Origin of the sequence: Providencia sp. PROV040 (genome assembly GCF_032706145.1) — a bacterium.
GTDB lineage: Bacteria > Pseudomonadota > Gammaproteobacteria > Enterobacterales > Enterobacteriaceae > Providencia > Providencia hangzhouensis.
This window is the reverse complement of sequence record NZ_CP120532.1, coordinates 113,287-137,328: the sequence shown is the minus strand read 5'-3', so window position 1 is coordinate 137,328 and position 24,042 is coordinate 113,287. Positions and strand designations below refer to the sequence as shown.

Here is a 24,042-nt window from a genome sequence, read left to right as displayed (position 1 = left end):
GACAGAACTAGATTCCAGTATTGGAATAATCAGCTTTAAATTCCAGATAGATAGTTATGTGGATAGGAATTGGATAGGAATTGGGAGGGTATTGAGGTGAGTCTACCAACAGAGCGATGGCTAGATCTGCTAGATCCGAAGCTCGAAGAAGAACGATCCGAGATAACAGAGGATCTGCTAGAGGCAGAGGGACGAGAGTTTGTTGCAGAGGTACGGAGCAAACTGGATCACGCCTTAGCGGTTCTTGCTGTCGAGGCGCAGCAGGAAGCGGACATGTACTGGAACGCGCACAAATCAGCGCGTGAAGAAGCGTCAGAGGACGAACAAGGGCGTGTCGGTACACGGGTTCGCATTCTAGGCGTATCACTCGTTGCAGAGTGGTATCGCAACAGATTTGTCGAACAAGTTCCCGGACAAAAGAAAAGGGTTCTATCGACACATATCAAGAAGGGTCGCGGTCATGCCTACAGCATGTCGCACTTCAAGAAAGAGCCTGTCTGGGCACAAGAGTTGATCCAGCAAGTTGAAACCAGGTATGCCGTGTTAAGACAACGCGCCACTGCCTTAGCAAAAATTCGCCGGGCGCTAAACGAGTACGAGCGCCAGCTAAACAAGACACATAGCGACGAGGTGTGACAACATGACAGCATCTGTAGCGGCCACTGAATTGGCGAAACTGGGGAAATGTGAAGCGATGATCAAGAAAGTCGCCAGCCATCCTCGCCCTGCCCTGTCAAAGCGCCCACAATCGCCACAGGGGACAGATAGCACCCTTCGGGGTGAGTTCGCTCATTTCCGATATGAAGCGGCAGCCCTGCGTTTTATGAGCGGCACTGCGGGGGCTAAGCGTCGCATCTACCAGCTAGTGTTTTCAGCGACGGTAGCAGCGGGAGCATTGACAATGCTGGCGGCATGGACCACCAGCTAGAAAGTATCGACGGAACAATCATGAGCAAGAGAACCAAAGACAAAGACCTGGAGAAACTCGACGTAATCAAAGACTCACCGCAAATGAGCCTGTTTGAGATCATTGAATCTCCGGCCAAGAAAGACGACTACTCCAACACCATCGAGATCTACGATGCGCTGCCGAAGTACATTTGGGACCAAAAGCGTGAGCATGAAGATTTATCCAACGCTGTAGTGACACGACAATGCACCATCAGAGGCCAGCATTTCACGGTGAAGGTGAAGCCAGCCATCATCGAGAAGGATGACGGAAGAACCGTGCTGATCTACGCGGGACAGCGAGAGGAAATCCTTGAGGATGCTCTACGCAAGCTCGCAGTGAACGGGAAAGGCCATATCATCGAGGGCAAGGCTGGAGTCATGTTCACTCTGTACGAACTCCAGAAAGAGCTCTCGAAGATGGGTCACGGGTACAACCTGAACGAAATCAAGGAAGCAATCCAGGTTTGTCGTGGCGCAACACTCGAATGTATCAGTGATGACGGTGAAGCCTTCATCAGCTCCAGCTTCTTCCCGATGGTGGGACTGACCACCAGAGGTGAGTTTCGCAAGAAAGGCGGGAACGCCAGGTGCTATGTGCAGTTCAACCCGCTGGTAAACGAATCGATCATGAATCTGTCGTTTCGTCAGTACAACTACAAAATCGGAATGCAAATCCGCTCCCCTCTTGCACGGTACATCTACAAGCGAATGAGCCACTACTGGACTCAAGCATCACCAGATTCGCCGTACACGCCATCGCTTATCAGCTTCCTGACCCAGAGCCCTCGTGAATTGAGCCCACGGATGCCGGAGAACGTCAGAGCCATGAAGCTCGCTCTGGAGGCCCTCATCAAACAAGAGGTCATAAGCGACTACGACGCGAACCAGATCAAGGATGGCCGCAGAGTCATCGACGTGCGGTACGTCATAAGGCCTCATGAGAACTTCGTGAAGCAGGTGATGGCGTCCAACAAGCGTAAGCAGCAGACAGAGCTACGGGCCATCAAGCACGGCATGATCGACCACGACATCATTGATGAACCCCAACGTAAGGGGAGATAGCCACCAGAATCTCCCACCCCCCAGGGAAAAGAAAGATAGGCGCGTCAGCGCCTTTTTTTATGCCAGAAGAAAGCGCACAAGGTACGCCCACCAGGCAGGACCGGAAACGGAATGCCTCCGCATATGGGGGAGCTGCACGGATAGAGCGAACGTGACCCCAGATGCAGCGTGGGCTGGGGCTCTATATATGGGATCGCTGCACGGTAGTCGCAAGCTGAGTCTCAGTATCGTGCAAGCGTAAGCCACGACGAAGGATAAGTGCCATGCTGCTCCAGTGGTTCCCGTAGAGTGGTTCCCGTAAGGTATTGATAGTTAAAGGGTGAGGATGTGGGGGACCTGCACGTTATGAGATTTGATATGTGGGTACGTTGCACGAAAGCAGGTCCTGAACCTCTCGATATATGGGAACTCTGCACGATTGACGAAGCAGAACAAAGATTGACAGATCAGGACAAACCTAAAAAAGCAGTCAAAATGACTCTAATAGTCCATAAAGTGATCACGCGCACACAAAAAGAGGCCAAAAGTTATCCACATTTCCTGTGCATAAACGGGGTTTTGGTATATGGGAACGCTGCACGATCATATGTGGGTACGCTGCACGGTGCAAAAAACGACCAAAATTGACATGTGGGTACGTTGCACGTTCAGAAAATTGTATATGGGGCGACTGCACGTATGACCTTAGACATGTGGGAATACTGCACGAACACCAGATCTGATATGTGGGAACGCTGCACGAAAGCTCTGTTTTGTAAGGATTTTGTGGAAAAAAGAGGGGTTCCGTGTGGATAACAGTGGATAAGATCCAAGGGTATGTGGGGACGTTGCACGGCAACCTATGGGAACGCTGCACGGCAACCTATGGGTTTGTTGCACGGAATAAATATGAAAACACCAGTAATATCAATGTGTTGAGTGGTGATTTAGAACGCCTAACCTGTCTTTAACCGTTTTTAATCCTTTATACAAAGATCTAAAGATCTTTATATTTATCCTTTTGATCACTGAACAAAAAATAATCAACACTGTTTTTTTAGAAAAAAGTCTCGTATGCAAGGCCGAACAGGACGAGTATCACCAACAAGATAAGCATCGACAGCACAAAGTAACCAGACTCGTACATCACAGCTTTGATCACAGAAACGACGCTGATCGATCTTCCAGAGATCCTCCCGATGATCCACTGAAACGCAACGAACGAACCAAGCCCACAGATCAGAACCACCGCTACGGAGACAAGTGCATGTTCCCTCAGGACAGACTCACTCAGGAAACCATACTGCATCCCCATCAATACAAGCCTGCCAATGCCAAAACCCAGGCCCAATGCAACAGCTCCACGAACCAGCACGACCTTCAACGACTGGAGCCATGTCAGCTCAAGATCCATCCCCTTACGGGAAGACCGACGCACCAGCACCGTAGATATGCCCAACCCCAAAAACACCAAAAAAACAAAATCCAACATTGCCACCTCTGCACAAATCAATCAGAACCACAGGCCTCTCGGCCAAATGCGCCACCAGGGAGAACCCACTTCTGCCCCTCCGGCACAAAAATCGGGAGCGTGTAATCTTCTCTGGATACCTGCTCCAATGCCTCAACATCACTAATCTGTATCGGCGCAACAGCAGAACCTAAATCTATTACGTCGATTTTTTTTCTTGATACCGTCACACCAAAGGTTTGTTCATACTGAGCAATTTTCCCAGCTCGTTCAGGCCAGTAGTGACGGATCGTGGACCAGATACGCTGTGAGTTGTAGATGCAGGTCATACACGACGACCGGCTCCAGCCAAGGCGATAAGGGACTGGGGCCAGGATGCGGTGACGCTCGATTACTTCCCATACCTCCTCCTCAGTCCAATGAAGAACGGGCCTCCAGGCATCAACTAACCGTGCAGTCTTCCCATATCTTCTGTCACAGGCATGAGCCTCAAGCTGGTTGTACTTGGATCTGTTTGCACTTTCCTCCCGGCGCTCACCAGTGATGAAAAGGATCTTCTTCCCCTTGAAGCGCTCCTGGTTATTAAGAGCTCTGCGGCCAACATCGATCTTCAAGGCTGATGAGCACCACCTTGTTTGGAGTGATGGCGATTGCTGAGGGAAACGAAGGCGCGTACCAGGCTTAGAGCGCTTATGGTCTCTAGGCAGCACCAGAAGCCCCTCAGGCGTCTCTACACGATGGGGGTGGCTATAGGCATTGTCTTTGAGCATTTTGCCCTCAAAGCCGCCCTCAAGCCACGAGAAGTACATTGGGATACCCAGTTCTTCCCCGAGCTGACGACAGTAATCACGCATGAAGGCCCAATCCATCAACGAACTGCCTTCCTGACCATCAACATCATGGTGCCAGAACTCCACCTTTGACTTATCAACACCCATGTCCACCAGCCGCAAGTACGCAGCAATCGAGTCTTTGCCTCCAGACAGGCAAACAATGATGTGATCGTACAAACTCAGGTCCACATCCGGAGCGGAGAAGTACGTTGTTCTATCGTCACAACGCTGACTGGAAGATATGCCGGTAAGAACCGACTCCAGTGATGGCAACACCACCTGGTCATCGAACAAATCTCCTTGGTTTTCTCGTCTCAACATAAGTCGCTCTTTTTTCTTTACTGGGTTGTTTTTATGATTTACAGTATTATAAAATGATACTGTGAAAAGTAAAGTTTTCAGAACGACTAATCACTCAGGAGAACTTGATAAGCACCAGAAAGCAATCTAAAGGTGGTTTTTCGGTGAGGTTAGTTCAGGGGCAACCTGCCGCTGCTGATTGGAAATCATCAAGAAGTGGCTTTTTGGTGGGGTTACGGTTTGAAGGGGTGAGTATGTGGGAACGTTGCACGGTTAAAGGGGGCCGCACATGAAAACGATAAAGCGGTTCATCGTATGGGTGAATTACGGTCTTGAGGGTTGGAGCATTTTCGGATCGAGCGATGACTGGGATGAAGCGGTATCCATCCGTTCGGAAGCGATAGACGAATGCAATATTGACGAGGAAGACATCATCTTGGCAGAAAACAAAAACGAGCTGGTGGTAAAACCTGCGGCCAAGCAAATGACGGAGTGGCACCGGGAACTGGAAGCCGTCCTTATGACCTTGGATGACTGCCAGATGGAATGTGACGGTATGACATGGGCAGTAAGCCACCTACTCAATGAAGCGGGTGTACCTCATGACTGCATGTATGGCTTTGTGCGAAACGAACAGACCAAGGACATCGTGACACCGCATTTCTGGGTTGTCCTGGATGATGGGTGGCTGGTGGATCTGAGGCTACGCATGTGGCTGGGCGATCACGACAACATTCCTCACGGGGTATTCCATCCCGATAACGAGCCAGGACTTTTCTACAAGGGAGACCCGGTTCAAAACCATAAAGGGATGAGACTGGGCAAAGCCGTCCTGGACATCATGACCGACGGAAAACTTTCACATGTGAAAGTTCCTGAACGACAAGACGGAGAGTAATAGCGTGGAATTTGATTACGACAAGTCAGTATCAAACGCACATCTTGAGGCCGCAGGCTGGGGTATGGATGCCTTTAACCACTCCAACCCATTTGAGAGTCATGTCATCTATGTGCGTGACTACCGCAACGATCACATCCGCCTGTTCACCATCAAGCAGGCTGACTTCGACACGATAAAGCTGCCGCTTCACCTTACCTCCGACATGCTGGCTTCGGTGATCGCTGAGTTCGTATCGAAGGCAGCAAAAGGGAAGTTGAATACGAAGGAGTCCGACACGCTGGCTCCTGCCTTGGTTGGCTATGCCAAATCAACAGAAACCTACCGGAGCTGGCGGAGAGTTTCTGGAGCAACAGAGCGATTGCATATGGTCATCAATATCTATGCGGGTTCTGAATTGCTGAGACCTTTCATCGCTCGGGCTCCTGAGACCGTCCTGACGACCCAAGAGCTACTGGTCTTCTCATCACAGGTTAAGAGCATGGATGTATCCAATCATCCAGAGTGGTTTAGGGGCCGGAGGTAGTCATGAAGCCAGTTCTCTGGATATTCGTCCTGATCATCGCCCCTTTCGTCATTGCGAAAGTGGACCAATGGCGCAAACGCGGCATTGGAGACACCTGGGCGTGGTGGAAATCAGAGAACATGCCTTATGAGCTGCGCTCGGCCACTCTGTTTTTGTCCGAACAGGACATATCAACCACACAGCCGGTGCCCATGCACGGCAGGGTTGATCAGGTGTACCAAACCAAGAATGGGGTTCTCATTCCCTTGGACACCAAGCTGCGCCAGGTAAACCACATCTATGAGTCGGACATTATCCAGCTCTCGGTTTACCGGGTAATTCTGTCACACAAGTACAAGGCACCCGTTGCCAAGTACGGCTATGTCCGAACCGTTGTTGAGACAGCGGACGGGGATAGAGTCCGTTACATCAAGACAAACCTTCTCAGCGAAAAAGAAGTGGTCAAGCTGTGGCACCGCTATCAATCCATCCGTTCTGGTCAGGTAAAAACCTCCTGTTCCTGTGGCGGAAAGTTTCACATGTGAAAGTTCTGGATTGAATCAGGGTTGCCCGAATTGGGCAGCTAGGCGGGGTTGCATTTTTGAAAAGTCCTGTACGCTGGTTGGTATAGGAGGTGAATAGTGGCCCAGCTTAAACATAACCGCTTCGTCATGTTGGGGTCCTTGGTAGCGACGGTCGTAGCTGCCGCCAATGGCTTGAGTTTTCTCACCCTTATGGCTGGTGGAATGACCCTTCTCCAGTTCATGGCTTGGAAGCAACAAGATGCTGTCCGGAGCCGGTTTAAAGCTGCGAAGGATGCGTTTGAAGCGTTGAACGTCATTGCGTTCGACAAGCACTGGGTAGGTTCAACCGCGACGGTCGCCAAAGTGTCGAACATGATCACTCCGCCCGAACGACTGGATAAGCCCTGGGCGGTGCAAGTTCTGGCCGTGACCAAAGGTGGGACGTGGTTCGCGGTGGATCTGCAAGTGACCGGCACTGACAAGGTTCAGATGCTTAGCCTCCACCAGCTTAGTGAAAAGGCGGCAAAGACCATGCTGGCCTTCGACCTCGAAGTGTATGAGAAATTTTTCGGAAAACCTGATGTTGCATGAGGACAATGTGATGGAAAAAGTCAAAAGCGTAGATGCCGTGGAGTTCACGGCAGCAGATAAGAAGGCGATGACCCATGCGGCATACGCCCAGTGTTTCTTCATTCTGGCCCAAGTGATGGCATTCCCTTCCCTGGGGGTGGCTGGCGCTATGGTTGCTGCTCTGTGCGGCATGATGCCGTGGTTGACCAAGTTCGCCAAAGAGGCTCCATCGAAAGCCTTTGGCATGGTGATGGCTTCACTCTGCCTTGCTCCTGTGTACGGGAAACTCTGTGAGCTGGTGGTCCACGCGATTCAGGGAGCTTGAGCTTATGGGGGTAGTACGAGTTCCCTACCTCTTGGCTGAGCTGAAAGAACGCGGATGTGCTGATGAATCTGCTCTGGCGCAGGTTATGCAGCCTGGATGCCGAATTGGAGAGGAAGACCTGCGGAAGTTGGCCGCAAATTTAGGGCTTGAAGTGTCCGAGCTGGCACCAGCGCCAGAGAACGCGGCCAACACCCGGTTCAAAGCAAAGCTGAGAGGAGGTTTGGCCTCCTTTCTTTTTGAGTACGACGGCTGTTTCCGACATGCAGAAGGCTCCAGCCATGCAGAAATGTTGGGTATCGAGCAAGAAGACGACATAGGTCTTCCGAGTCGAGCTGCTGACGCCATGCTCCTGGAGAAGACGCTTTACCAGGTAATCGCTCGGGCTAAGTACATGCTCGGCAAAATCGACAGCAAGTTTGTCAGGTCAGAACAAGCAATCGAGTTCCGTGAGCAACTTGCTCCTGGGATCTTCAAACCAGGTTACAGAGGTTTCCGATTCAAGGAGGCTGCCGCTGGTGATTTGCCTACTGTCATGATTGACGGTCGGAAGTTCAACTGCGTTGCCAGCATAGCCAGAGCACATGGACTTGATCCGGTAACGGTGCGTAGGCGCATTGCGGACACCGGGAAGGCCGCAGACAAACTCTCCAATGATGAGTGGAAGCTCATCCTCGCCAAGAAAAAAGGTAAAGGGAAACCCTTCACCTATCTGGACAGGACCTACAGCAACATTGCTCAGTTCTGTCGTGAGCATCAGCTCAACACCAACCTTGTTTACCAGAAAGTCAAAGACCGGGCTGATAGCGCTGATGAAGAGTTCTGGGGACTGATAATCGAAACATGCAAAAGGAAAAACTAATGGCAGAAAACAAAGAGATCCCCTGGGAGAAAGAACTCATTGAGAAGTACATGTTCACCCTGCATAAAGAGCAGGTGAAAGACCGGCGCTGGCGGACCATGTTGCGTGTGCTTCGCGCATCTGGTTTCGTGCTTCTCATGATCGGCTTCATCATTTTGGCATCTAATCCGGGTGGGATGCCGTGGCAAAGCGCCAAGGCAGGAGCCCCTCACACCGCGTATATCAACATCCGTGGTGAAATTGCTGCTGGCACTCTGGCCGATGCTGATCACCTTATCCCGTCCATCCAAGCTGCATTCGACAACCCGAACTCACAAGCTATCGTGCTTCGCATAAACAGCCCTGGCGGTAGCCCGGTTCAAGCAGGACGGATTTATGACGAAGTGAAGGCGCAGCGAGCCCTTCATCCGGAGAAAAAGGTCTACGCCATCATTGATGACATCGGTGCCTCTGGCGGTTACTACATCGCCTCTGCTGCGGATGAAATCTATGCTGACCGCGCCAGCCTTGTCGGTTCTATCGGCGTCATCAGCTCGGGGTTTGGATTCACCGGCTTGATGGACAAGCTCGGCATCGAGCGCCGGGCTATCACTTCCGGAGAGCACAAAGCGCTTCTCGACCCATTCTCCCCTCTTACCTCTGACATGAAGAAATTCTGGGAGGGCGTTCTATCGAAAACCCACCAGCAGTTCATCGAACGAGTGAAGGCTGGGCGGGGTGATCGACTGAAAGACGACCCAGAGGTGTTTTCTGGATTGCTCTGGAACGGGGAGCAGGCCAAAGACATTGGGCTGATTGATGGCCTGGGTAGTTTGAACTCCGTGGCGCGAGACGTCATCCACCAGAGCAACTTGGTGGACTACACACCAACCGAAGACATCATCCGGCGACTGACCCAACGAGCGAAGCTCGAAGCCAGTTCCTTCGTGCAAGAACTCAGCGCTGTGAAAGTTTACTGATAGGAGCAGTTTGATATGACAGAACAAAGTACCAAATCACTACGTCTCGGGGTTGTTGCCGCCATTCTTTTGGGGCTCGTAGGAACCGGGTTCGGGATCTACCAGTTCGTGAAAGAGAAGGATCTGGCGCAAGAGATCGCCAACGTGAAGTCTACGGTCAACCAGGTGAAGGATGCCGAAGGCGTCACCTTCAAAAGCAAGGCAGAGTTTGAAGCTGCTGTGGCCGAAAGCATCAACAAGTTTGTCGCGCAGAAACAACAAGCCGACATCGATCAGAAGTATGCCCAGTTCGAGGCAGCACCTGAGAAGGTCGAAGAAGGCAAACACATCTACGGGGACCTTGGTGCTCGGTTCACGCTGGTGGAGTTCTCCGATATGGAGTGCCCATTCTGCAAGCGATTCCACGACACACCCAAACAAATTGTGGATGCCAGCAAAGGCAATGTGAATTGGCAGTGGAAGCACATGCCTCTCGATTTCCATAACCCGGCAGCTCACAAGGAAGCTCTGGCCGCTGAATGTATTGCTGAGCAGAAGGGCAACCGTGGCTTCTGGGTCTTCGTTAACGACATTTTCCACCATACCCAGGGGAATGGTGGCGGTGTTGCTGACCTGGCCTCTGTTGTCACTGGTGTTGGTGCTGATCTGGATGCGTTCCGGGAGTGCCTCGGCTCAGGAAAGTACGAAGACAAGGTTGAAGCTGACATCCAGAAAGCCAAGAGCTATGGCGTCAACGGGACACCAGCCACTTTTGTAGTGGACAACCATACCGGCAAGAGCCAGCTTCTCGGCGGCGCTCAACCGGCGCAAGCCATCATGGCCGTGATGCGAAAAATGATGATTGAGTCGCAACAAGACGACTCCGCGAACCAATAAAAACTTTCACATGTGAAAGTGGAGTGAGAACTGATGATCAAGATTACAACTAAATTGGGATGCCTTCTGGCGGGGCTGCTTGTCCTGTCGGCTTGCTCAAGCGTCCCTCAGCCAAACAACGAATACGCGAAGGCCTTGGATGATACCAAACAGGTATGCGCTGCCTGTGCCCTGGTTGGTAATGACCTGCTGGTTGCCCTCAACAAGTCATGCGACACCCCAATGACCCCCGAGACTCTTACAAGCGTCATGAACAGTAACCCGATGTTTGCCGCCATGATGGCAATTAACTCCATAGGTGGAACCGACTTCTATCAGGTTTACCGTGATGCGGCCATAGACACCCTGCGGTGCAATGAAATGGACAGTTGGCCTGATCGGACCAAGGTGCGTTTCCAGCAGCCCGACATGCAAAAGGCGCTGGCCTTGAGGGTTTCTGCCAGACAGCAGAAGGCAAATTAACTTTCACATGTGAAAGTCAGGCTCTCCGGGGCCTGATTTCACTATGAGGTGAATCTATGGAGTTACAAGAAGCAAAAGAGGCTCTCGATAGCCTTCATCCACACAAGGCCTCAGCGCCTTTGAGGCTTGTCATCCACCAGCCAGGTGGGATTGGTGGAACCCCTACAGTGGGGGTGAAAGCTATTCACGCAGGCTTTGACTGGGACAGCAACACCATCCTGATCTATCCGGAAGAGCAGCTCACCCGGTTGACGCCGGATGAGGTCGCCGCCATCACGAAGTCAGTATCGAAAGGACAGTCCTGGCATTCATATCAGCAGTTCAAGAAGTATCGGGAGCAGTTGGCCGAAGCCACGGAAGAAATTAATAGGCTCAGGGCTGAGCTGGGCAGGTATCAGAATAACGGGAGGGGGTAATGCTAAAACGCGGAATTATCAATCTCGCTGCTAGTTACATCATTGTTGATGCCCTACTCCGGAATGCAGCAATTTGGATCTTTGGCTTGTCCTTCTCCGTTGGTGGCACTTACGTCACTGGCGAGGCCAGTACATGGGTCGTTTACCTAGCCACTTCTGGTGCCATGACACTCTGTTCTGTCGTAACAGCCTACCTGCTCGTGACCTATCACCGCTGGGGGCTGATGACGGCCAGGGTCTGGTTGCTATTGAGTGCCTGCCTAAACGGCTATGCCGTCTATTTGAGTAGCCACAACATCCAGTTGGTGGTGGCACTGCTTTCCAGCCTGTTTATTGCTTTGTGGATGCTCAAGACCCTTGAGCAACCAGCAGTGAAGGGGACGTACAAGGTAATCGCTGATCTTCACCGTCAGCTATGGGGAATGTTGAAGGGGCAAACACAATGACGACGAATACTCAAAACGCGAACGCCAACCAGGTTCGGTCTTTACGCGACATGCTTGTCCCCGCCCTGTTGTTCTATGTGGTGATGACGGCCATGTTTGTGGGTCTTGACGCATTCATGGATAAACCCACCAGCATGAACCTGCCATTTATGCCGTTCCTTGTCTCGATGGTGAGTTTTACCAGTGACGCACGTCGAGCGTGGGACTGGCGAAACGGGACCAAGGTTGTAGCTGTATTGACTGCGGTAGCCATGCTGTTGGCATTCATCTATCAGCTCGCGGTCGGAGAGATGAATCTCTTAGGGGTTGGTATATACCCGGCCACAGCCATCCTTCTGTTGGCAATCTCCTGGGTGATTCGCGCTATCGGAAAGACAGCACCTTTCCAGTTCCTGGGGAGACACCTGGCGCGGTTTGGTGCATCGAAGTGGGTCCAGCGTACCGCCGCAGTCATTGTGCTCGCGGGAGGCCTTGCCATCACTATCTATGCCTACTGGCTTAACCACGGGAGCTGATGATGATCATTGCAACGAAGAACGGCTTTCTGGTGGCCGCAGAACTAATCAGGGAAGAGGCCGGGTACTGGCTACTACAGCCTCGTGACCAAAAGACGCCGGTCAGGGTGAATAAGCAGGATAACAATAAACGCGCTTTCACGCATATGGGAGACGCCCTTCGCTGGGCCGGTGATCCTGAGCTTGCAAAGCAATTCGATGCCGAGGGGGAAGAACATGCAAATTCGTGACTACATGACAAAGTTGTTTGACGCATTTGGTGATGTGGAGGAAGTCACCCGAGAAATGCTTCTGGAGCAGGCGGAGCTCATTCATACGATCAGCGATAAGTGTCAGAGCACAGGCCTGTTTCTGGATAGTCAGGTTCGTTTCAACCAGTTCGTTCAAGAGATTGAGGCTGACGACAAGGTAGAGGATCGGTTGCTTCATGCTTGGTGCTGGGTAATGGACCGAATAGTGAAGGCTCCAACATCCTTTCACATGGATGGGGCTGTGATTTTGACAATGCCTCTGGTCGCCAGATACCTGCCACCGGTTGAACAGGAGCCGGAAACCATCGTGGTGAATCTCGATGAGGACTACAAGGCTCCTGTAGGCAACCAAACGCTCTGCGAGCTCGTTATGGAACGGAGGCATTGGCCGCAAGGTGCAACCTGTGCGACCCAAGAAGCGGACGGGGGAGTCCTCTACTGGGACGCCCCGGTTGATGTGGTAGAGGAAGGCAGAAAGGTCGCCGGTAAGCACGGCATGATGGCCGAGATCGGATTGAAACATCAGGTTGATGCCTGGTATGCAGATATGGACGAAACACGGCTCGCAACCGATTGGAACACCGCCGTCATTACGCCTCACTGCTTGCTGCTTTCCTATCTGGATGTGCTTCAAAAGAACAAAGTTCCCTTTGATGAAGGTGTGCAGCTCGCTGCCGAATGGGTGAAGCAACTTGGCGGGGAATTTCGTGAAGACACTGAGGAAGCGCCGGAAGCTGAGGCTTCAGTGCTTTCCCTGGGGAGAGCCACGGCTCATTGCTTTAAACCCTATCCGGACACAAAAAATTTCTATTACGAGGCCTAAGCCTCACCCAAACAGGAGGATCAACATGCGATACCAGGTATTTAAAACGAAGGAAGGGGGCCAGCCGGTGTTTACGGCACCGTGGTACTGGTTGGCCTCTGCCATTGCTCACTGGTCATCTCTTAACTGGGATGCCTGTCGAATCGTAGACAGCAAGGTGGATGAAACAAGGCTCTGTTGGGCCAAGGCTCTACCGGCTGGGAAAAAAAAGTAATTTGGATGGAGTGATTATGAGGTTAGGTTTTGTGAAAAATACGGGGGTTTCAGCGTTCCTGGTAGCCATGCTGGTGGTGGCCCCTCAGGTATGGGCAGAAACCTTTACTGCGAAGGTTGTGGGGGTGTCTGACGGTGATACGGTCAAGGTCCTGACTGAACAAAGCTGTGACTCCGGGAAAGATTGCCGGAGCGGCAAAATCCAGTACCGGGTAAGGCTGGCGGAAATCGACACCCCAGAGAAGAAACAACCCTACGGCTCAAAGGCGAAACAGGCGTTGTCCGATCTGGTGTTTGGTCGAATGATTAAAGTCGAGCAAATCGACAAAGACCGTTATGGCCGTCTGGTCGCCAACCTTTATGTCGATGGCAAATGGGTCAATGCCGAAATGGTCCGTTCTGGGAGTGCGTGGGTGTACCGGCAGTACGCCAAAACACCGGAGCTGTTCAAGCTGGAGGCCGAAGCCAAAGCCGATAAGCGAGGTCTCTGGGCATTACCGGAATCGGAGAGAACTCCCCCTTGGGAGTGGCGAAGAAAGCACTAACCACACCCCAGAGTATGCAGGTGTAAACAGTAACCAAGAAAACAAACAGGAATAACGATGAACAAAAGTGAACTGATTATGAAAGTGGCCGAAGACGCTGACATTAGCAAAGCAAAGGCCGAAGCTGCGGTAAATGCGCTGATCAACTCAGTGACAGAGGAGCTTAAAGCGGGTGGGACAGTAGCGCTCACTGGGTTTGGTACTTTCCACGTTAAGGAACGCGCAGCGCGAACCGGGCGGAATCCCCAGACTGGAGAGAACATCCAGATCGCGGCGGCCAACATTCCTGGGTTCAAAGCTGGTAAGGGGTTGAAAGACTCCGTGAACTAGATCTTAATCATGTGACACATGAATAAGGTTTACATAAGGCTCCTTCGTGGGAGCCTTATTCATATCAGACATGAATAAGGGGAAGGGATGAGATTGTCGTCAACTCAAAAAGACGTTTTGTTCATTCTATACGCAATTGAAGCCGGTGGAAAAGCCGAGCCTGTACCAGGTGTAAAAATACTGGAGATGATCAATTCAGCTCGCCAGAGCGGTATTCATGGAACGAACTTCCGAACGTCATGCCACACGCTGGTGGAGAACGGCCTGTTGAACAAGTACCGGAATGCTTCTCTAAAGCTGGCCTTTAGGCTGACCGACGATGGCAGGGAACGTGCAGGAGAGATATACCGAAAACGGCTGGAAGAAGAGCAAGAGAAGTAATACGCCCCATAACGGGGCGTATCGAGTTAAACGGCAAAGCCGTAGTGGGTGCCGTCCGGAAGTTCAACATCGAGGCGTAGCTTGCCACCGGAGGCCTCAACGTACCGCTTAATGGACGACAGCTTGAGATCTCGTCCAGGTTTTTCCATCTCGGAGACTGTCGGCTGTCTCACACCCAGAGATGCAGCAATTTCCCCCTGGGTAAGGTTCATGCGATCACGAAGCTCTGCCAAGTGGATGTTCAGTAACATCTCAGTGGCCGCTTTCTGTGCTTTGGCAACAACCTCAGGCTTTTCTGTTGCCAGCATTTGGTCAAGAGTTCTTGCCATAACGTCACTCCTTCTTCAATTTATCCAAGTGCGCCGCAAACTCACGGTCTGCAATTGGGATCATTACTTCATAAAACCTTTTCTCGTCCCCGGTCTTGTTACCGGCGCAGAGAAGAATCCCCTTACGCTTTGGATCGAACGCAAAGAACGCTCTGATAGGATCTCCTTTGCTTTGGACCCGAAGCTCTTTCATGTTGCTGTAGGATGAACCGTTAACAGTATCCGCGTATGGCCTCGACAGCATGGGGCCTCTATCTCGCAGCACCATCATCGAAGCCAGCACGTTTGCTCTATCGGTATCATCCAGAGCATCGAACCACTCATCAAAGGTGTCGGTTGTCTCGATGACCCACATGATTTCTCCTTACTTAATATAGGTGCAATCCTATATAGATTCAAACCTATAATCAAGAAAAATCGGCGGCGATGGGGGCCGAAATGTCAGTAAGTAGTCATGTGACTAAAATAGGGGGTAGAATAAGCCTCGATATAGTCATGTGACTAAAAGGTGTCCTGAATGAACAACCTACCCCTACTGCTCGATGCAAGAGAAGCCATTGACTACTACCACCAGCATCCAGGCATGACTGATGCAGAAAAGGCCTATGTGGTCGCGTTCCTAAGCGGAGAGGGGCGTTCAAACAGTCAGATCAGAGAGGATCTGGGTATTGAGAAGGTCTATACGGTTACACACCTGAAACGCGCCGGTACGCTATCGGAGGAAGAGCTAACACTCTGGCTCAGAAATCCACGCAAGATCACCCTGGGGCATGTGAGGGCCGTGGCTAAGTTACCTTTCAGCAAGAGAGAAAAGCTCCTGAGGGATCTCCTGCATACCAGGACACCGGTTCATAAATTTGAGGCGATAGCGAAGGGCAAAGAAGTGGACAGGGATGCAGACATTAAGCGCCTGGAGACCCTGATGAGCGATGCTACGGGTAGGCCTATCAAAGTTCGCTATAACCCCGCGAAGCGCTCCGGGGAACTGACGCTGGGATTCTTCACGCTCGATGACCTGGATGACGTGTGCAAGGCTTTGGGGTTTGATCCAAGCGAGCAGATGTAAACCAGAAAACTTTCACATGTGAAAGTCTTGCAAGGTGTCTTTTTATTGTTTACAGTATCATAAAATGAATCTGTAAAGGTGCGCGATGAATGTGCTTCCAACGAAAAGCTGGCCTTGGGCGTTATAACTCAACCAGACCTGAGTGGCTGGCGGCGTACCGAAACGCAAGATGTATGAGAAGCTCAGGTAAAGAACCTGATGCTTCTCTTTCCGGGATAGCTTGGAAGGCGCAACTCATTGTTGCCCATGAAAGAGGCAGAATTGACAGCCTGGCTGTCCCTTTGGATGCCAGATTGATAGCAAAGAACCTCATCGACGAGATCCTTGCTGAGGAGAACTGATGGACGAAAAAATTACCTACGAAGAAATGCTTGAACAACTCGACCAGAAAGGCATCCGCGTCACCAACGGGGCGAGACGGCTTTATGTCGCGTTGAACAACGGAGTCAAAGCTGAGGTGCTGGGTAACTGCGGTCCCGCCACAATCAGCTTGGTTGACGGGATGATTGTTGTGGAAGAGCAGACTCTCCACTAAGGGCAGCAGCATGGGCAAAAAAGTACACATCATTTGTGGAAAGTGCGGCAGTGACGAGATGAACTTTGTCATCAATGAACACTGTCCAGACGATCCCCAGAATGTTGCCAGTATGTCCTGCTCAAATTGTTGCGAACTGACAGGCATAGCCGAGTGGTCGGAATTTAATGGACGTGAGCTGAAAGGTGAAGCCGTCGCCCTATCAACACCGGCAAACGTGAATGCTCTTCTAGGATTGCTTCGCCAGGCGATGGACAGCGTTGAGTATCGCCTCTATGGCGGGGACATGTCATTGAGCGGTAATGATGCTGCCGAACTCATAGACCTCCAGGAGCGAGCTGAGAAGGTCTTGTCTGTTCTTCGGAGTGATCAGCATGAGTGATTTATACGAACCGCTTGAGTTTGTGTTCTGCGGCTTTAGGAAAGGGGACGCTGGGCTATTTATCTCGGTAGCCACTTTGCGCGATGGTGTTTTAGGCCGTGAGATGTATTTCTCAAAGGGAAAAAGCAAAAGGCGCTGGGTTGTCGGTGGCATTTACTCAGGGGCCTCGTTTTCGGACAACGGAGCAAAAGGTCTGGATGATGCTCATTACGTTAAAGCATGGGAAGTGCAAGGCGACAAGATAGAGTGGCAAGCAAAAAGCGAGCAAGCCGAAGCCTTGGCGCGAAGCGAGAAACTTGAAGCCGACGATAGGAAGCGCAATGAACTCGAAGAGCTGATGCTACCCATCAGGAAGCAATATGGGGCATTAACAAAGCGACGTGATAGGGCAGGGGCCGCAGCTCTTGAAGAAGCTGTCCTGAGAGCGCTGAGAGCGCCCATCAGGAAGGCTGAGGAGAAATAACCGTGGAGCCAGTCTTAGCTAAAGCATTCGCCGGTTTTAAAGTCGTAGCTGTAAGTGCCCATCAGATTGGCTTTTCGGCTTTTCTTGCCATTGGTGTTTGCTGGCGCTTTAGGGGTCGCAAGTACGCCATAGAACAGGATACCAACAAGTGCCGCTTGCCACGCGAAAACAGCAACCAGAATCCAAAAAGCAGCAGCCAGAACCGGCAGTTTGTGCAGAAGGTTGAGCACCGACTTGGCCCAAATCACTGCCGGGATAGCCAGCACTGCGTAACCCCAGTTGGTGGCCTCAAGCATAGCCAGGCCAAGAATAACAACAGCCATCAGCGCGATATTCAGTACATGTTTCATGGTCATCTCTCCTTTTCAACTTACACTTTTATCCTATCACAGCATTAAAAAATGCAACTGTGAAAGGGCATTTTTCATTCAAAAAGAGGTGACACTTTGAGTGCAATTATCAGCAAGTGCGGCATGTACAGATACCGTCTGGAAAGGGATGTGCAACCCGAAGGCCTTGTGTTCGGTTATTTTGGTGTAAACGGCTCTACGGCCACGGCCACCGAGGACGATCACACGGTCAGAAAGTGGATAGGGTTTACCAAGGTCAACGGAGGGAGGCGATTCATAGTCGGTAATGCTTTTGCTTTTCGGGCGACCGACGTTCGAGAGCTGGCTACGGCGGTTGATCCTGTCGGGCCTGAAAATGAAATCCACTTGGAAAGGATTATTCGGGATGCTGATGTCTTGGTGCCCTGCTGGGGGAGCCGAACTAAGCTGCCTAAGTCTTTGCATGTTCATTTGGACAGGCTTTTAGAGCAGCTCGTTGCATCTGGGAAGCCGGTATTGGCATTTGGCGTGACTGGTTCGGGGGACCCGAAGCACCCACTAATGCTTGGATATTCGACAAAACTTGTGCCCTGGGGAGGAAAATAATTATGTCGATGCTTGAAGCACGTTACTTCGTGGCAAAGATAAGCGATGCACAGGCCGTGCTCTGCGATGAGGAGCTGGCGACACTGGAAAGGCTGATCCGGAAGGTTGATGATGGCCGCAGAGCAAATGGCAAGAGCTCGCTTACTTGCGTTGTTGTCGAAGAAGATTGGCCGAACTGGCAGCAAACGGTTGACTCTGTACTTTCACTTGCTGACGGGAAAGACAACGATTGGACCAATGCCACACCAGAACAAATCAAGGCCTTTTGGGTCGATGACTCAGTTTGGAAAACTCTGGATGGCCGGGATAAATGGATTGAAGATCTCGACCTGCTGGTGGACGGTTCCCCGGTGGCTTCTGAGTGGGAACCTTTTGGCTTGGAATCAGGGCAGTCTGTCGTCATACGAGGCGGATGGATAGAAGGGAATGCCTTGAGTGATGATGGCGTACCGCTAGTGCAGGCATTCGTCGCTTGGAAACAGGGCCAAGACAACCACTAAAGGAAAATTACTTCGGAAGGGCGGCTATGGCCGCTTTCTTTTTAATATTTACAGCATCACATAATGATACTATGATGTTGTTAATTTACTTGGGGAGGCGCTTATGCTCACTGCTAAATGTATAGGGTGCGGATGCACCGATGATCACGCTTGTGTTGAAAACGGTCAACCGTGTCACTGGCTTCGCGTGAATAGAGTGGAAGGTATCGGGGTCTGCTCTTCGTGCCCGGATGCTCTCAATCAATTCGCATCGACCAGCCAGGAACAAGCAACTGGACAGGATGACTACCGGAACAGTCCAGAATGGAAGGATTTTTCATCACGCATTGGTAATGCACTATGCGGGGGCCGGAGCAAAGCAAAGTAAGGTAAAAACGGCTATGCCGTTTTTTATTTGTCTATTACGGCATCACATTATAAGCCTGTAAATGCTGAATCTGTAATTGCCCAAAATGGGCGTGAGCAGGGGCGGGGTGTGAGGTCGTTCTAAGGCAAAATACTTTGTACTGGCAGAACAAAGAAAGAATGAACTTTCACATGTGAAAGTTTTTGGGGTACGGGATGGAACAAGCAATTCAAAGTTACTTGGCTGACGACCGGCAATATCAAGACAGGATTACCGCAGCTCTCAGCCAGGTTGAAGAGAAAGGTGCAGAGTACGAAGCTCTTTGCCAACAGCGTGCTCAGTTGGGGATCTGGCAAAAAATTATAACGTTCTGGCAGTTTCGTCGAGACATCGCCGTTATACGTTCAGCACTAAAAGGCCATAACAGCGATTTGCGGTATTTGCGCCGTGGGAGAGACCAGCTCAAAGAGGGATTGGTTTCTCGGGCCGTGAAGCAAGCGATTGACGGTAGCCAGATTCTGGAACGAATCACCCAAGCTCAAGATAGGCTTGACGCCGCATCTCGACTCCACGAGAGCAACAAGCGACTGGTGGACATGGGGCAAAAAGCCTTACGTGAAATCAGTGAGGCCTCTTCCAGTGTTTCATCAGCACAAACAATGGAGGTTCTCGACCTTGTGACTGACAACAAGGGCATTTCCGTCATGTCGTCGATGTCAAACTCCTCGGCCAGCAGTGAAATAGACGATGCGAAGAGAGCTGTGAAAGCCTTCGCAAATGCGCTGGGGGATCATCGTGACATTGTGGGCTCACTGCACCACTCAATGGCAACTGAGTTTATCGATCTGGGTATGGACTTTGCCGGTTTGAATGATGGTTTCGACTTTGGGAGCGTCTTCTCGCTGTTCAGCTTGTCGTCTGCCAGTTCCTCTCTGGACAAAGTAGAGTCTCGCGTTGAATCTCTGATGCCAGATCTAAGACGAGCCGCCTCCAATTCGGCAGCAGAGTATGCCCGTGTTAACGAAGAGTTCTTTGGCCTGAAACAACAGGCCTGTTGCCAAGTGCATGAGTTGCTGGTGACAAATGGTATAGACGTGTCAGTCAAGCGCGTTGAGTCCGCCGTGAACAGCTACAGAGTTGGAAGGTGATATTTACAGCATCATAAAATGAACTTATGATGTGAGGTGATCAACAAGTCGAAATTTATTTAAAGGATAAGCGATGAGCGATATTACACAGCAAATGGACAAACTTGAGATTCCAATCAAGTTGTCCTTTCCAGTCATCAACGTTAGCACTTTTGAGCTGGGCCGCGCAGAGAGCGTTTTCTCTGACATTGCAAAGAAAGTCGGCAAGCACTTTATTGTAATGCCATTCAAGAAGCTGCCTGATCCAGGCACGATGAAGGCAATGGTGGACGAGTCCAAGAAGTCCTCCAAAAACGGAGTTGTCGTGTTCGACACTTTCTTTTTCGACCGCCAACGTGCAAACCCGGAAACACTCCCAGCCCTCAAGTCATCACTGACCTATCTGGAGAATGAGGGGATCAACTACATCATCGCTGGCAAAGACGTCTTCAATGAAGAGTTCGTTTATCACATCGATCTCCCGGCTATGAGCAATCAGGAAATCCTGAAACTGCTCCAGACCTGTGAAGATAACGTGAAAGATGGTGGAGTCTTCGAGAGCAACGAACGTGCTGTCATCGCAAACCACGCCTTGGGCTTGTCACACACCCAGATGAAGAACGTCTTCACCTACTCCGCTTACTTGAAATTCAAGGGTGAAGAATACCTGGGCGAGATCCGAAAAGAAAAAGCTCACATCTTGCGTGATGTCGGCCTCGATGTGCTTGAGGCCATTGATATTGGGAATGTCGGTGGTCTCGAAAACCTCAAGGAGTTCCTCCAGATACGTAAAGCCGGTTGGGACAAAGACCTTCCGGTAAAAGGTGTCCTTCTGGCCGGTGTACCTGGTGGTGGTAAATCGCTGACGGCAAAAGCCGCTGCCGGTGTACTTGGCACTACCTTGGTTCGCCTGGATATGGGCCGTTTCTATAGCAAGTATCTCGGTGAAACCGAGCGCCAGTTCAATCGTGCATTGCAGACCATTGAGCAGATCGCACCCGTTGTTGTGTTGATTGACGAGATGGAGAAGTTTTTTGGTAATGCCGATGGCGAACACGAAGTATCCAAGCGCCTGCTGGGCTCTTTCCTCTACTGGCTTCAAGAGCGCAAGAAGAAGATCTTCATTGTGGCGACGGCCAACCGGGTTCAGTCGCTGCCTCCTGAATTGATGCGAGCTGGCCGCTGGGACCGAGCATTCTTCATTGATCTGCCAAGTGTGGCTGAGCGCCAGAAGATTTTTGAGATCCACCTCGCCAAGCAGAAGGCCAACATCGCCGCGTTCGATATGCCTACGCTACTTCGTACCACCGAGGGATACACCGGGGCAGAGATTGAACAGGCCGTCATTGACGCGATGTATCTGGCGAACGCTCAGGACAAAGAGCTCAACAATGAAGCGCTGGTGGATGCGGTCACTCGCATTACCCCGACCAGTGAAACTCGCCGGGAAGACATCAACCAGATTCGCAGTTTGCGGGATCAAGGCTTCTATCCGGCCAATAACTTCGATGTTCAAGAGCAGAATGGCTCTGGACGCAAACTTGCCATCGAGGACTAAGCGATGGAGTGGATTTTTTGGACTGCTCTTGCTGTGTCATTGATATTCCACTCAGAAGTCAGCGACTTAATCAATGCTCTAGCTGAGTGGGCTAGGGAGCGAGCTGGTGCGGCCAGGAGAGAGCATCAAAACGGCAGAGAGGAGAATTGACCGTTATGTACAAACAAGACATTGAGAAGGGGATTGAGCTGCTCAAGCTGTGCAGCAAACTCCAGTCAGAAAAAGATGGAGTGGATAGACCAGAGCCTCTGGTTATCGACAAGAGTAAGGTGCTGGACCAGTTCGCCCGAGACGTTTCCACATCGATCACCTACATGAGTTCGTTGTTCAAGCTCATCCCCATGATGGAAAACCTTACCGAGCTTGGCCGAAAGCTGGAGAAAGAAGGAAAGATCGAAGTTTCTCTCGGGCAAGACTATTCCATTGCCGCGCTTAACTTTGTTATGTCGGAACACGGCATGACACCCGAAACAACTCAGGAGTGATGAGATGAGCCATATCGTAAAAGGCAAGGTGCAGGTCGCCTACAAAGACAAAGAGCTGCTGTTGAAGGCTCTGGAGGGAGTTGGCGTTGTTGTTGAAAACGAAAAGCTGTACCGCGTGGGCGCTGGCTACACCTTCGAGAAATACCCGATTGTTCTGATCGACCAGAACAACAAGGAGCACCGGATTGGCTACAAGGAAAAAAACGGTGTTTGGGAGCAGTACCAGGAAAACTACGGCTCTTATGGCCGCTGGACGCAGCAGGCAAGCAGCAAGGTGCAGGATCGCTACATTGCCTTCCACTACGAGCAGCAGTTGAAAGAGGAAGGTTTCAGCGTGACGGTGAAGCAGCATCACGATGGCACTTTGGAACTGGAAGCTGAGGAAGCTGTTTGGTAATAGCGCCAAGGCAATCAGATTAGTTGAACTTAACGACGAGGTGACAAAGTGAAAAAGGTAAACATCAAGATCAAGGGCGGCAAGATTGCTGCCGATTTCACGGGGTTTCAGGGTAAGACCTGTGAAGCGCTGGAACAGCGTATTCGCCCGGAAGAGCTCGAAGTCGAAGAAAAAGAGCTGAAACCCGAGTACCACTTCAATGCTGGTCAAACCCAGCACGAAACGGAACAGAACGAATGGTGATGAGAAGGACAGGGCGCGTCCCCCTTCTTTTGCTGGTTGGTCTCATGGTCGCAGCTCCTGCGGCCTTTGCCAGTGACTTTGTGACTGGCGTTATGGTGGGGCAAATGCTCTCAGATGACTCAGGCAGCAAGAAGATAGAGGACACTGGCCCGGAGAGCAAAACGGTCATTGATTACCATGACGGTCAGCCAGTTGTGACCAAAGTGGAGGCCTTCAAAAGCAATAAATGGCGCAAACTGGATGGCCCTCAGGGCGGCTATTTTGTTTGCCCAGGTGAATACCGTAGCTATTCGGGAAGGCTGCGATGCCGTATTCATGATGACGGGTTTAATGGCTTTATGGGCGGTATGACTGATGCTCAGGAGCTGCCGCTCCAAGAAGCTCTGACCAAGTTGGAAGGTAAACCCATCTCCCTGCAAACCATTGAAGTCCACGGCAACAACCTGGCAGTCAAATACCAGTTAGCACCACCAGCACAAACGCACGTCAAAACTCAGGATCTGGGGGTGGTCAAGCAGGATGGTGAAACGCAGAAGGCTGCCAGCCAACAATCAGCGTCATCCATAGTGACTGCACCAAAGAGTGAACCTCCCAAGCAGATTAATGCTGCACAAGACACTGACCGCAATACCAGTGCGTTTCAAAGTCCGTTCGAGGAGGTAAGTGACTCCATGATCGGTCTAATGGATAGCTCTTTCGTCAAAGTCATAGCGGGATTGATGCTGGTGTTTGGGGTTGCTAGTGGAATTATGAGGCAGAGCCCATCAGGAATTGTGATGGGGATAATGCCTGCAATTATGATCATGACCGCGCCAACGGTTATTCGTACCGTATTCGATACAGGCGCGGCCAGTACCAAGCCAGTGGAAGATAGCGGAAGCTCATTTCCTTTCTTCTTGGTGGCAATAGTACCGGTGCTGATTTTCTTTGCCTATAGAGCTTTTATGAATAACCGGAGCGACTCCGAAATTGATGAGTTGTTAAGAGAAGCCCGACGTGCAGAAAGGGCTGAACGACCAAGCAATGAGCCTCCCTCAGTGGATGAACTCCGTGAGCGCCAGCAACAAAACACAGAAAGAGAACCGGTGGTTGTCAGCTCATCAGCTCCGGCACCAAAGGTGCAAAAGGAAGAGCCAATCGAAGTACAGCCAGGCAAGCGCAAAATTATTTTGGATTAGTGGG

The 24,042-nt window shown here is 51.1% G+C and carries 40 protein-coding genes; 34 read left to right on the top strand and 6 right to left on the bottom strand.

Going from position 1 to position 24,042, the window contains the following annotated elements; translation table 11 throughout:
* The first annotated feature begins 96 nt into the window (after positions 1–96).
* The 4 genes from mobI to P3L40_RS24895 all read left to right on the top strand — a co-directional run bounded on the left by mobI (position 97) and on the right by P3L40_RS24895 (position 2,963).
* Complete coding sequence (gene mobI / locus P3L40_RS24910; RefSeq protein WP_001447712.1) at positions 97–636, top strand: conjugative transfer protein MobI(A/C); 540 nt, start codon at positions 97–99, stop codon at positions 634–636.
* A 4-nt stretch (positions 637–640) separates the two neighbouring features.
* On the top strand, positions 641–928 hold the full coding sequence (locus P3L40_RS24905; protein WP_000127321.1) for a hypothetical protein: 288 nt from the start codon (positions 641–643) through the stop codon (positions 926–928).
* Positions 913–2,013 carry a RepB family plasmid replication initiator protein gene (locus tag P3L40_RS24900; protein WP_000350011.1) on the top strand — a complete coding sequence of 367 codons (1,101 nt, stop codon included), beginning with the start codon at positions 913–915 and terminating at the stop codon, positions 2,011–2,013. The genes P3L40_RS24905 and P3L40_RS24900 overlap by 16 nt, the downstream gene beginning before the upstream one ends.
* A 785-nt stretch (positions 2,014–2,798) precedes the next feature.
* Positions 2,799–2,963 carry a hypothetical protein gene (locus tag P3L40_RS24895; protein WP_014342194.1) on the top strand — a complete coding sequence of 55 codons (165 nt, stop codon included), beginning with the start codon at positions 2,799–2,801 and terminating at the stop codon, positions 2,961–2,963.
* Between the two features lie 86 nt (positions 2,964–3,049).
* Here P3L40_RS24895 and P3L40_RS24890 read toward each other — a convergent pair whose 3' ends face one another.
* Entirely contained in the window at positions 3,050–3,484 is a 435-nt protein-coding gene (locus P3L40_RS24890; protein ID WP_000883925.1) for a hypothetical protein, read from the bottom strand.
* Between the two features lie 17 nt (positions 3,485–3,501).
* On the bottom strand, positions 3,502–4,617 hold the full coding sequence (locus P3L40_RS24885; RefSeq protein ID WP_014342195.1) for a phosphoadenosine phosphosulfate reductase family protein: 1,116 nt from the start codon (positions 4,615–4,617) through the stop codon (positions 3,502–3,504).
* Positions 4,618–4,760: 143 nt separating this feature from the next.
* Here P3L40_RS24885 and P3L40_RS24880 point away from each other — a divergent pair, with 143 nt between their 5' ends.
* The 18 genes from P3L40_RS24880 to P3L40_RS24795 all read left to right on the top strand — a co-directional run bounded on the left by P3L40_RS24880 (position 4,761) and on the right by P3L40_RS24795 (position 14,494).
* Positions 4,761–4,889: a hypothetical protein gene (locus P3L40_RS24880; RefSeq protein ID WP_002210560.1), complete on the top strand. Its 129-nt coding sequence runs from the start codon at positions 4,761–4,763 to the stop codon at positions 4,887–4,889.
* Complete coding sequence (locus P3L40_RS24875) at positions 4,886–5,494, top strand: hypothetical protein (protein ID WP_000849071.1); 609 nt, start codon at positions 4,886–4,888, stop codon at positions 5,492–5,494. The genes P3L40_RS24880 and P3L40_RS24875 overlap by 4 nt, the downstream gene beginning before the upstream one ends.
* A 4-nt stretch (positions 5,495–5,498) precedes the next feature.
* On the top strand, positions 5,499–6,020 hold the full coding sequence (locus tag P3L40_RS24870) for a hypothetical protein (protein ID WP_000393785.1): 522 nt from the start codon (positions 5,499–5,501) through the stop codon (positions 6,018–6,020).
* Positions 6,021–6,022: 2 nt separating this feature from the next.
* Complete coding sequence (locus P3L40_RS24865) at positions 6,023–6,544, top strand: hypothetical protein (protein WP_000805800.1); 522 nt, start codon at positions 6,023–6,025, stop codon at positions 6,542–6,544.
* 96 nt (positions 6,545–6,640) lie between these two features.
* The gene (locus P3L40_RS24860) at positions 6,641–7,114 is read left to right on the top strand and encodes a hypothetical protein (RefSeq protein WP_000057877.1); all 474 of its coding nucleotides are present in this window, start codon (positions 6,641–6,643) and stop codon (positions 7,112–7,114) included.
* A 10-nt stretch (positions 7,115–7,124) separates the two neighbouring features.
* Positions 7,125–7,418, top strand: a complete 294-nt coding sequence (locus P3L40_RS24855; RefSeq protein ID WP_001370730.1) for a hypothetical protein — start codon at positions 7,125–7,127, stop codon at positions 7,416–7,418.
* A 4-nt stretch (positions 7,419–7,422) separates the two neighbouring features.
* The gene (locus P3L40_RS24850; RefSeq protein ID WP_000539392.1) at positions 7,423–8,277 is read left to right on the top strand and encodes a hypothetical protein; all 855 of its coding nucleotides are present in this window, start codon (positions 7,423–7,425) and stop codon (positions 8,275–8,277) included.
* The gene (locus P3L40_RS24845) at positions 8,277–9,236 is read left to right on the top strand and encodes a S49 family peptidase (protein ID WP_000829616.1); all 960 of its coding nucleotides are present in this window, start codon (positions 8,277–8,279) and stop codon (positions 9,234–9,236) included. Before P3L40_RS24850 ends, P3L40_RS24845 begins: the two co-directional genes overlap by 1 nt.
* A 15-nt stretch (positions 9,237–9,251) precedes the next feature.
* Positions 9,252–10,112 carry a DsbA family protein gene (locus P3L40_RS24840; RefSeq protein WP_000139698.1) on the top strand — a complete coding sequence of 287 codons (861 nt, stop codon included), beginning with the start codon at positions 9,252–9,254 and terminating at the stop codon, positions 10,110–10,112.
* Positions 10,113–10,145: 33 nt separating this feature from the next.
* A complete protein-coding gene (locus tag P3L40_RS24835; RefSeq protein ID WP_000591074.1) occupies positions 10,146–10,574 on the top strand; it encodes a hypothetical protein in 429 nt (142 codons plus the stop codon).
* A 56-nt stretch (positions 10,575–10,630) separates the two neighbouring features.
* Positions 10,631–10,990: a hypothetical protein gene (locus P3L40_RS24830; protein WP_000422768.1), complete on the top strand. Its 360-nt coding sequence runs from the start codon at positions 10,631–10,633 to the stop codon at positions 10,988–10,990.
* Positions 10,990–11,436 carry a Fe3+-siderophore ABC transporter permease gene (locus P3L40_RS24825; RefSeq protein ID WP_000919345.1) on the top strand — a complete coding sequence of 149 codons (447 nt, stop codon included), beginning with the start codon at positions 10,990–10,992 and terminating at the stop codon, positions 11,434–11,436. Before P3L40_RS24830 ends, P3L40_RS24825 begins: the two co-directional genes overlap by 1 nt.
* Positions 11,433–11,951 carry a nitrite reductase gene (locus tag P3L40_RS24820; RefSeq protein WP_000210756.1) on the top strand — a complete coding sequence of 173 codons (519 nt, stop codon included), beginning with the start codon at positions 11,433–11,435 and terminating at the stop codon, positions 11,949–11,951. Before P3L40_RS24825 ends, P3L40_RS24820 begins: the two co-directional genes overlap by 4 nt.
* Entirely contained in the window at positions 11,951–12,181 is a 231-nt protein-coding gene (locus P3L40_RS24815) for a hypothetical protein (protein ID WP_000972663.1), read from the top strand. The genes P3L40_RS24820 and P3L40_RS24815 overlap by 1 nt, the downstream gene beginning before the upstream one ends.
* Entirely contained in the window at positions 12,168–13,025 is an 858-nt protein-coding gene (locus P3L40_RS24810; protein ID WP_001167032.1) for a hypothetical protein, read from the top strand. The genes P3L40_RS24815 and P3L40_RS24810 overlap by 14 nt, the downstream gene beginning before the upstream one ends.
* 230 nt (positions 13,026–13,255) lie before the next feature.
* Positions 13,256–13,783 (top strand): thermonuclease family protein, encoded by a 528-nt coding sequence (locus tag P3L40_RS24805; RefSeq protein ID WP_001236377.1) that lies wholly within the window; start codon positions 13,256–13,258, stop codon positions 13,781–13,783.
* Positions 13,784–13,840: 57 nt separating this feature from the next.
* On the top strand, positions 13,841–14,113 hold the full coding sequence (locus tag P3L40_RS24800) for an HU family DNA-binding protein (protein ID WP_001043047.1): 273 nt from the start codon (positions 13,841–13,843) through the stop codon (positions 14,111–14,113).
* Positions 14,114–14,200: 87 nt separating this feature from the next.
* On the top strand, positions 14,201–14,494 hold the full coding sequence (locus P3L40_RS24795; protein ID WP_001239997.1) for a chromosome segregation protein ParM: 294 nt from the start codon (positions 14,201–14,203) through the stop codon (positions 14,492–14,494).
* A 26-nt stretch (positions 14,495–14,520) separates the two neighbouring features.
* On the opposite strand, the gene P3L40_RS24790 is transcribed toward P3L40_RS24795, so the two are convergent.
* Positions 14,521–14,823, bottom strand: a complete 303-nt coding sequence (locus P3L40_RS24790) for an XRE family transcriptional regulator (RefSeq protein WP_000124640.1) — start codon at positions 14,821–14,823, stop codon at positions 14,521–14,523.
* A 4-nt stretch (positions 14,824–14,827) separates the two neighbouring features.
* Entirely contained in the window at positions 14,828–15,178 is a 351-nt protein-coding gene (locus P3L40_RS24785; protein WP_000270043.1) for a type II toxin-antitoxin system RelE/ParE family toxin, read from the bottom strand.
* A 162-nt stretch (positions 15,179–15,340) separates the two neighbouring features.
* Here P3L40_RS24785 and P3L40_RS24780 point away from each other — a divergent pair, with 162 nt between their 5' ends.
* The 4 genes from P3L40_RS24780 to P3L40_RS24765 all read left to right on the top strand — a co-directional run bounded on the left by P3L40_RS24780 (position 15,341) and on the right by P3L40_RS24765 (position 17,269).
* On the top strand, positions 15,341–15,889 hold the full coding sequence (locus tag P3L40_RS24780; protein ID WP_001061574.1) for a transcriptional regulator: 549 nt from the start codon (positions 15,341–15,343) through the stop codon (positions 15,887–15,889).
* 340 nt (positions 15,890–16,229) lie between these two features.
* Positions 16,230–16,424, top strand: a complete 195-nt coding sequence (locus tag P3L40_RS24775; RefSeq protein ID WP_000343597.1) for a hypothetical protein — start codon at positions 16,230–16,232, stop codon at positions 16,422–16,424.
* 10 nt (positions 16,425–16,434) lie between these two features.
* A complete protein-coding gene (locus P3L40_RS24770) occupies positions 16,435–16,806 on the top strand; it encodes a hypothetical protein (RefSeq protein ID WP_000516916.1) in 372 nt (123 codons plus the stop codon).
* Positions 16,799–17,269, top strand: coding sequence for a hypothetical protein (locus P3L40_RS24765; RefSeq protein WP_001281821.1), 471 nt, complete (start codon positions 16,799–16,801; stop codon positions 17,267–17,269). Before P3L40_RS24770 ends, P3L40_RS24765 begins: the two co-directional genes overlap by 8 nt.
* A 14-nt stretch (positions 17,270–17,283) precedes the next feature.
* Here P3L40_RS24765 and P3L40_RS24760 read toward each other — a convergent pair whose 3' ends face one another.
* Positions 17,284–17,619: a hypothetical protein gene (locus P3L40_RS24760; protein WP_000683476.1), complete on the bottom strand. Its 336-nt coding sequence runs from the start codon at positions 17,617–17,619 to the stop codon at positions 17,284–17,286.
* A 96-nt stretch (positions 17,620–17,715) separates the two neighbouring features.
* Between P3L40_RS24760 and P3L40_RS24755 the strand changes: the two genes are divergently transcribed.
* The 7 genes from P3L40_RS24755 (at position 17,716) to P3L40_RS24725 (ending at position 22,860) form a co-directional block, all read left to right on the top strand.
* Complete coding sequence (locus P3L40_RS24755) at positions 17,716–18,204, top strand: DUF1643 domain-containing protein (protein ID WP_001273096.1); 489 nt, start codon at positions 17,716–17,718, stop codon at positions 18,202–18,204.
* A gap of 2 nt (positions 18,205–18,206) precedes the next feature.
* Positions 18,207–18,704 carry a hypothetical protein gene (locus tag P3L40_RS24750; protein WP_000062185.1) on the top strand — a complete coding sequence of 166 codons (498 nt, stop codon included), beginning with the start codon at positions 18,207–18,209 and terminating at the stop codon, positions 18,702–18,704.
* A 561-nt stretch (positions 18,705–19,265) separates the two neighbouring features.
* The gene (locus tag P3L40_RS24745; protein WP_000434071.1) at positions 19,266–20,198 is read left to right on the top strand and encodes a hypothetical protein; all 933 of its coding nucleotides are present in this window, start codon (positions 19,266–19,268) and stop codon (positions 20,196–20,198) included.
* Positions 20,199–20,271: 73 nt separating this feature from the next.
* Positions 20,272–21,735 (top strand): AAA family ATPase, encoded by a 1,464-nt coding sequence (locus tag P3L40_RS24740; protein WP_001280522.1) that lies wholly within the window; start codon positions 20,272–20,274, stop codon positions 21,733–21,735.
* Between the two features lie 155 nt (positions 21,736–21,890).
* Positions 21,891–22,220: a hypothetical protein gene (locus P3L40_RS24735; protein WP_000277953.1), complete on the top strand. Its 330-nt coding sequence runs from the start codon at positions 21,891–21,893 to the stop codon at positions 22,218–22,220.
* Positions 22,221–22,224: 4 nt separating this feature from the next.
* Entirely contained in the window at positions 22,225–22,617 is a 393-nt protein-coding gene (locus P3L40_RS24730; RefSeq protein WP_000018404.1) for a hypothetical protein, read from the top strand.
* Positions 22,618–22,665: 48 nt separating this feature from the next.
* The gene (locus tag P3L40_RS24725) at positions 22,666–22,860 is read left to right on the top strand and encodes a DUF2997 domain-containing protein (RefSeq protein WP_000757530.1); all 195 of its coding nucleotides are present in this window, start codon (positions 22,666–22,668) and stop codon (positions 22,858–22,860) included.
* Between the two features lie 119 nt (positions 22,861–22,979).
* Here P3L40_RS24725 and P3L40_RS24720 read toward each other — a convergent pair whose 3' ends face one another.
* Positions 22,980–23,294: a hypothetical protein gene (locus P3L40_RS24720; RefSeq protein WP_058182650.1), complete on the bottom strand. Its 315-nt coding sequence runs from the start codon at positions 23,292–23,294 to the stop codon at positions 22,980–22,982.
* 72 nt (positions 23,295–23,366) lie between these two features.
* Here P3L40_RS24720 and P3L40_RS24715 point away from each other — a divergent pair, with 72 nt between their 5' ends.
* The gene (locus tag P3L40_RS24715) at positions 23,367–24,038 is read left to right on the top strand and encodes a hypothetical protein (protein WP_014342201.1); all 672 of its coding nucleotides are present in this window, start codon (positions 23,367–23,369) and stop codon (positions 24,036–24,038) included.
* The last annotated feature ends 4 nt before the right edge of the window (positions 24,039–24,042 follow it).

Bases quoted from the DNA above. Each gene is read 5' to 3' on its own strand.
- P3L40_RS24900 (WP_000350011.1), top strand. From the start codon at position 913: ATGGACCACCAGCTAGAAAGTATCGACGGAACAATCATGAGCAAGAGA.
- P3L40_RS24815 (WP_000972663.1), top strand. From the start codon at position 11,951: ATGATGATCATTGCAACGAAGAACGGCTTTCTGGTGGCCGCAGAACTA.
- P3L40_RS24805 (WP_001236377.1), top strand. From the start codon at position 13,256: ATGAGGTTAGGTTTTGTGAAAAATACGGGGGTTTCAGCGTTCCTGGTA.
- P3L40_RS24850 (WP_000539392.1), top strand. From the start codon at position 7,423: ATGGGGGTAGTACGAGTTCCCTACCTCTTGGCTGAGCTGAAAGAACGC.
- P3L40_RS24835 (WP_000591074.1), top strand. From the start codon at position 10,146: ATGATCAAGATTACAACTAAATTGGGATGCCTTCTGGCGGGGCTGCTT.
- P3L40_RS24865 (WP_000805800.1), top strand. From the start codon at position 6,023: ATGAAGCCAGTTCTCTGGATATTCGTCCTGATCATCGCCCCTTTCGTC.
- P3L40_RS24785 (WP_000270043.1), bottom strand. From the start codon at position 15,178: ATGTGGGTCATCGAGACAACCGACACCTTTGATGAGTGGTTCGATGCT.
- P3L40_RS24855 (WP_001370730.1), top strand. From the start codon at position 7,125: ATGGAAAAAGTCAAAAGCGTAGATGCCGTGGAGTTCACGGCAGCAGAT.
- P3L40_RS24735 (WP_000277953.1), top strand. From the start codon at position 21,891: ATGTACAAACAAGACATTGAGAAGGGGATTGAGCTGCTCAAGCTGTGC.
- P3L40_RS24875 (WP_000849071.1), top strand. From the start codon at position 4,886: ATGAAAACGATAAAGCGGTTCATCGTATGGGTGAATTACGGTCTTGAG.
- P3L40_RS24840 (WP_000139698.1), top strand. From the start codon at position 9,252: ATGACAGAACAAAGTACCAAATCACTACGTCTCGGGGTTGTTGCCGCC.
- P3L40_RS24830 (WP_000422768.1), top strand. From the start codon at position 10,631: ATGGAGTTACAAGAAGCAAAAGAGGCTCTCGATAGCCTTCATCCACAC.
- P3L40_RS24780 (WP_001061574.1), top strand. From the start codon at position 15,341: ATGAACAACCTACCCCTACTGCTCGATGCAAGAGAAGCCATTGACTAC.
- P3L40_RS24790 (WP_000124640.1), bottom strand. From the start codon at position 14,823: ATGGCAAGAACTCTTGACCAAATGCTGGCAACAGAAAAGCCTGAGGTT.
- P3L40_RS24800 (WP_001043047.1), top strand. From the start codon at position 13,841: ATGAACAAAAGTGAACTGATTATGAAAGTGGCCGAAGACGCTGACATT.
- P3L40_RS24890 (WP_000883925.1), bottom strand. From the start codon at position 3,484: ATGTTGGATTTTGTTTTTTTGGTGTTTTTGGGGTTGGGCATATCTACG.
- P3L40_RS24760 (WP_000683476.1), bottom strand. From the start codon at position 17,619: ATGAAACATGTACTGAATATCGCGCTGATGGCTGTTGTTATTCTTGGC.
- P3L40_RS24825 (WP_000919345.1), top strand. From the start codon at position 10,990: ATGCTAAAACGCGGAATTATCAATCTCGCTGCTAGTTACATCATTGTT.
- P3L40_RS24905 (WP_000127321.1), top strand. From the start codon at position 641: ATGACAGCATCTGTAGCGGCCACTGAATTGGCGAAACTGGGGAAATGT.
- P3L40_RS24845 (WP_000829616.1), top strand. From the start codon at position 8,277: ATGGCAGAAAACAAAGAGATCCCCTGGGAGAAAGAACTCATTGAGAAG.
- P3L40_RS24750 (WP_000062185.1), top strand. From the start codon at position 18,207: ATGTCGATGCTTGAAGCACGTTACTTCGTGGCAAAGATAAGCGATGCA.
- P3L40_RS24885 (WP_014342195.1), bottom strand. From the start codon at position 4,617: ATGTTGAGACGAGAAAACCAAGGAGATTTGTTCGATGACCAGGTGGTG.
- P3L40_RS24775 (WP_000343597.1), top strand. From the start codon at position 16,230: ATGGACGAAAAAATTACCTACGAAGAAATGCTTGAACAACTCGACCAG.
- P3L40_RS24810 (WP_001167032.1), top strand. From the start codon at position 12,168: ATGCAAATTCGTGACTACATGACAAAGTTGTTTGACGCATTTGGTGAT.
- P3L40_RS24730 (WP_000018404.1), top strand. From the start codon at position 22,225: ATGAGCCATATCGTAAAAGGCAAGGTGCAGGTCGCCTACAAAGACAAA.
- P3L40_RS24765 (WP_001281821.1), top strand. From the start codon at position 16,799: ATGAGTGATTTATACGAACCGCTTGAGTTTGTGTTCTGCGGCTTTAGG.
- P3L40_RS24745 (WP_000434071.1), top strand. From the start codon at position 19,266: ATGGAACAAGCAATTCAAAGTTACTTGGCTGACGACCGGCAATATCAA.
- P3L40_RS24795 (WP_001239997.1), top strand. From the start codon at position 14,201: ATGAGATTGTCGTCAACTCAAAAAGACGTTTTGTTCATTCTATACGCA.
- P3L40_RS24820 (WP_000210756.1), top strand. From the start codon at position 11,433: ATGACGACGAATACTCAAAACGCGAACGCCAACCAGGTTCGGTCTTTA.
- P3L40_RS24770 (WP_000516916.1), top strand. From the start codon at position 16,435: ATGGGCAAAAAAGTACACATCATTTGTGGAAAGTGCGGCAGTGACGAG.
- P3L40_RS24740 (WP_001280522.1), top strand. From the start codon at position 20,272: ATGAGCGATATTACACAGCAAATGGACAAACTTGAGATTCCAATCAAG.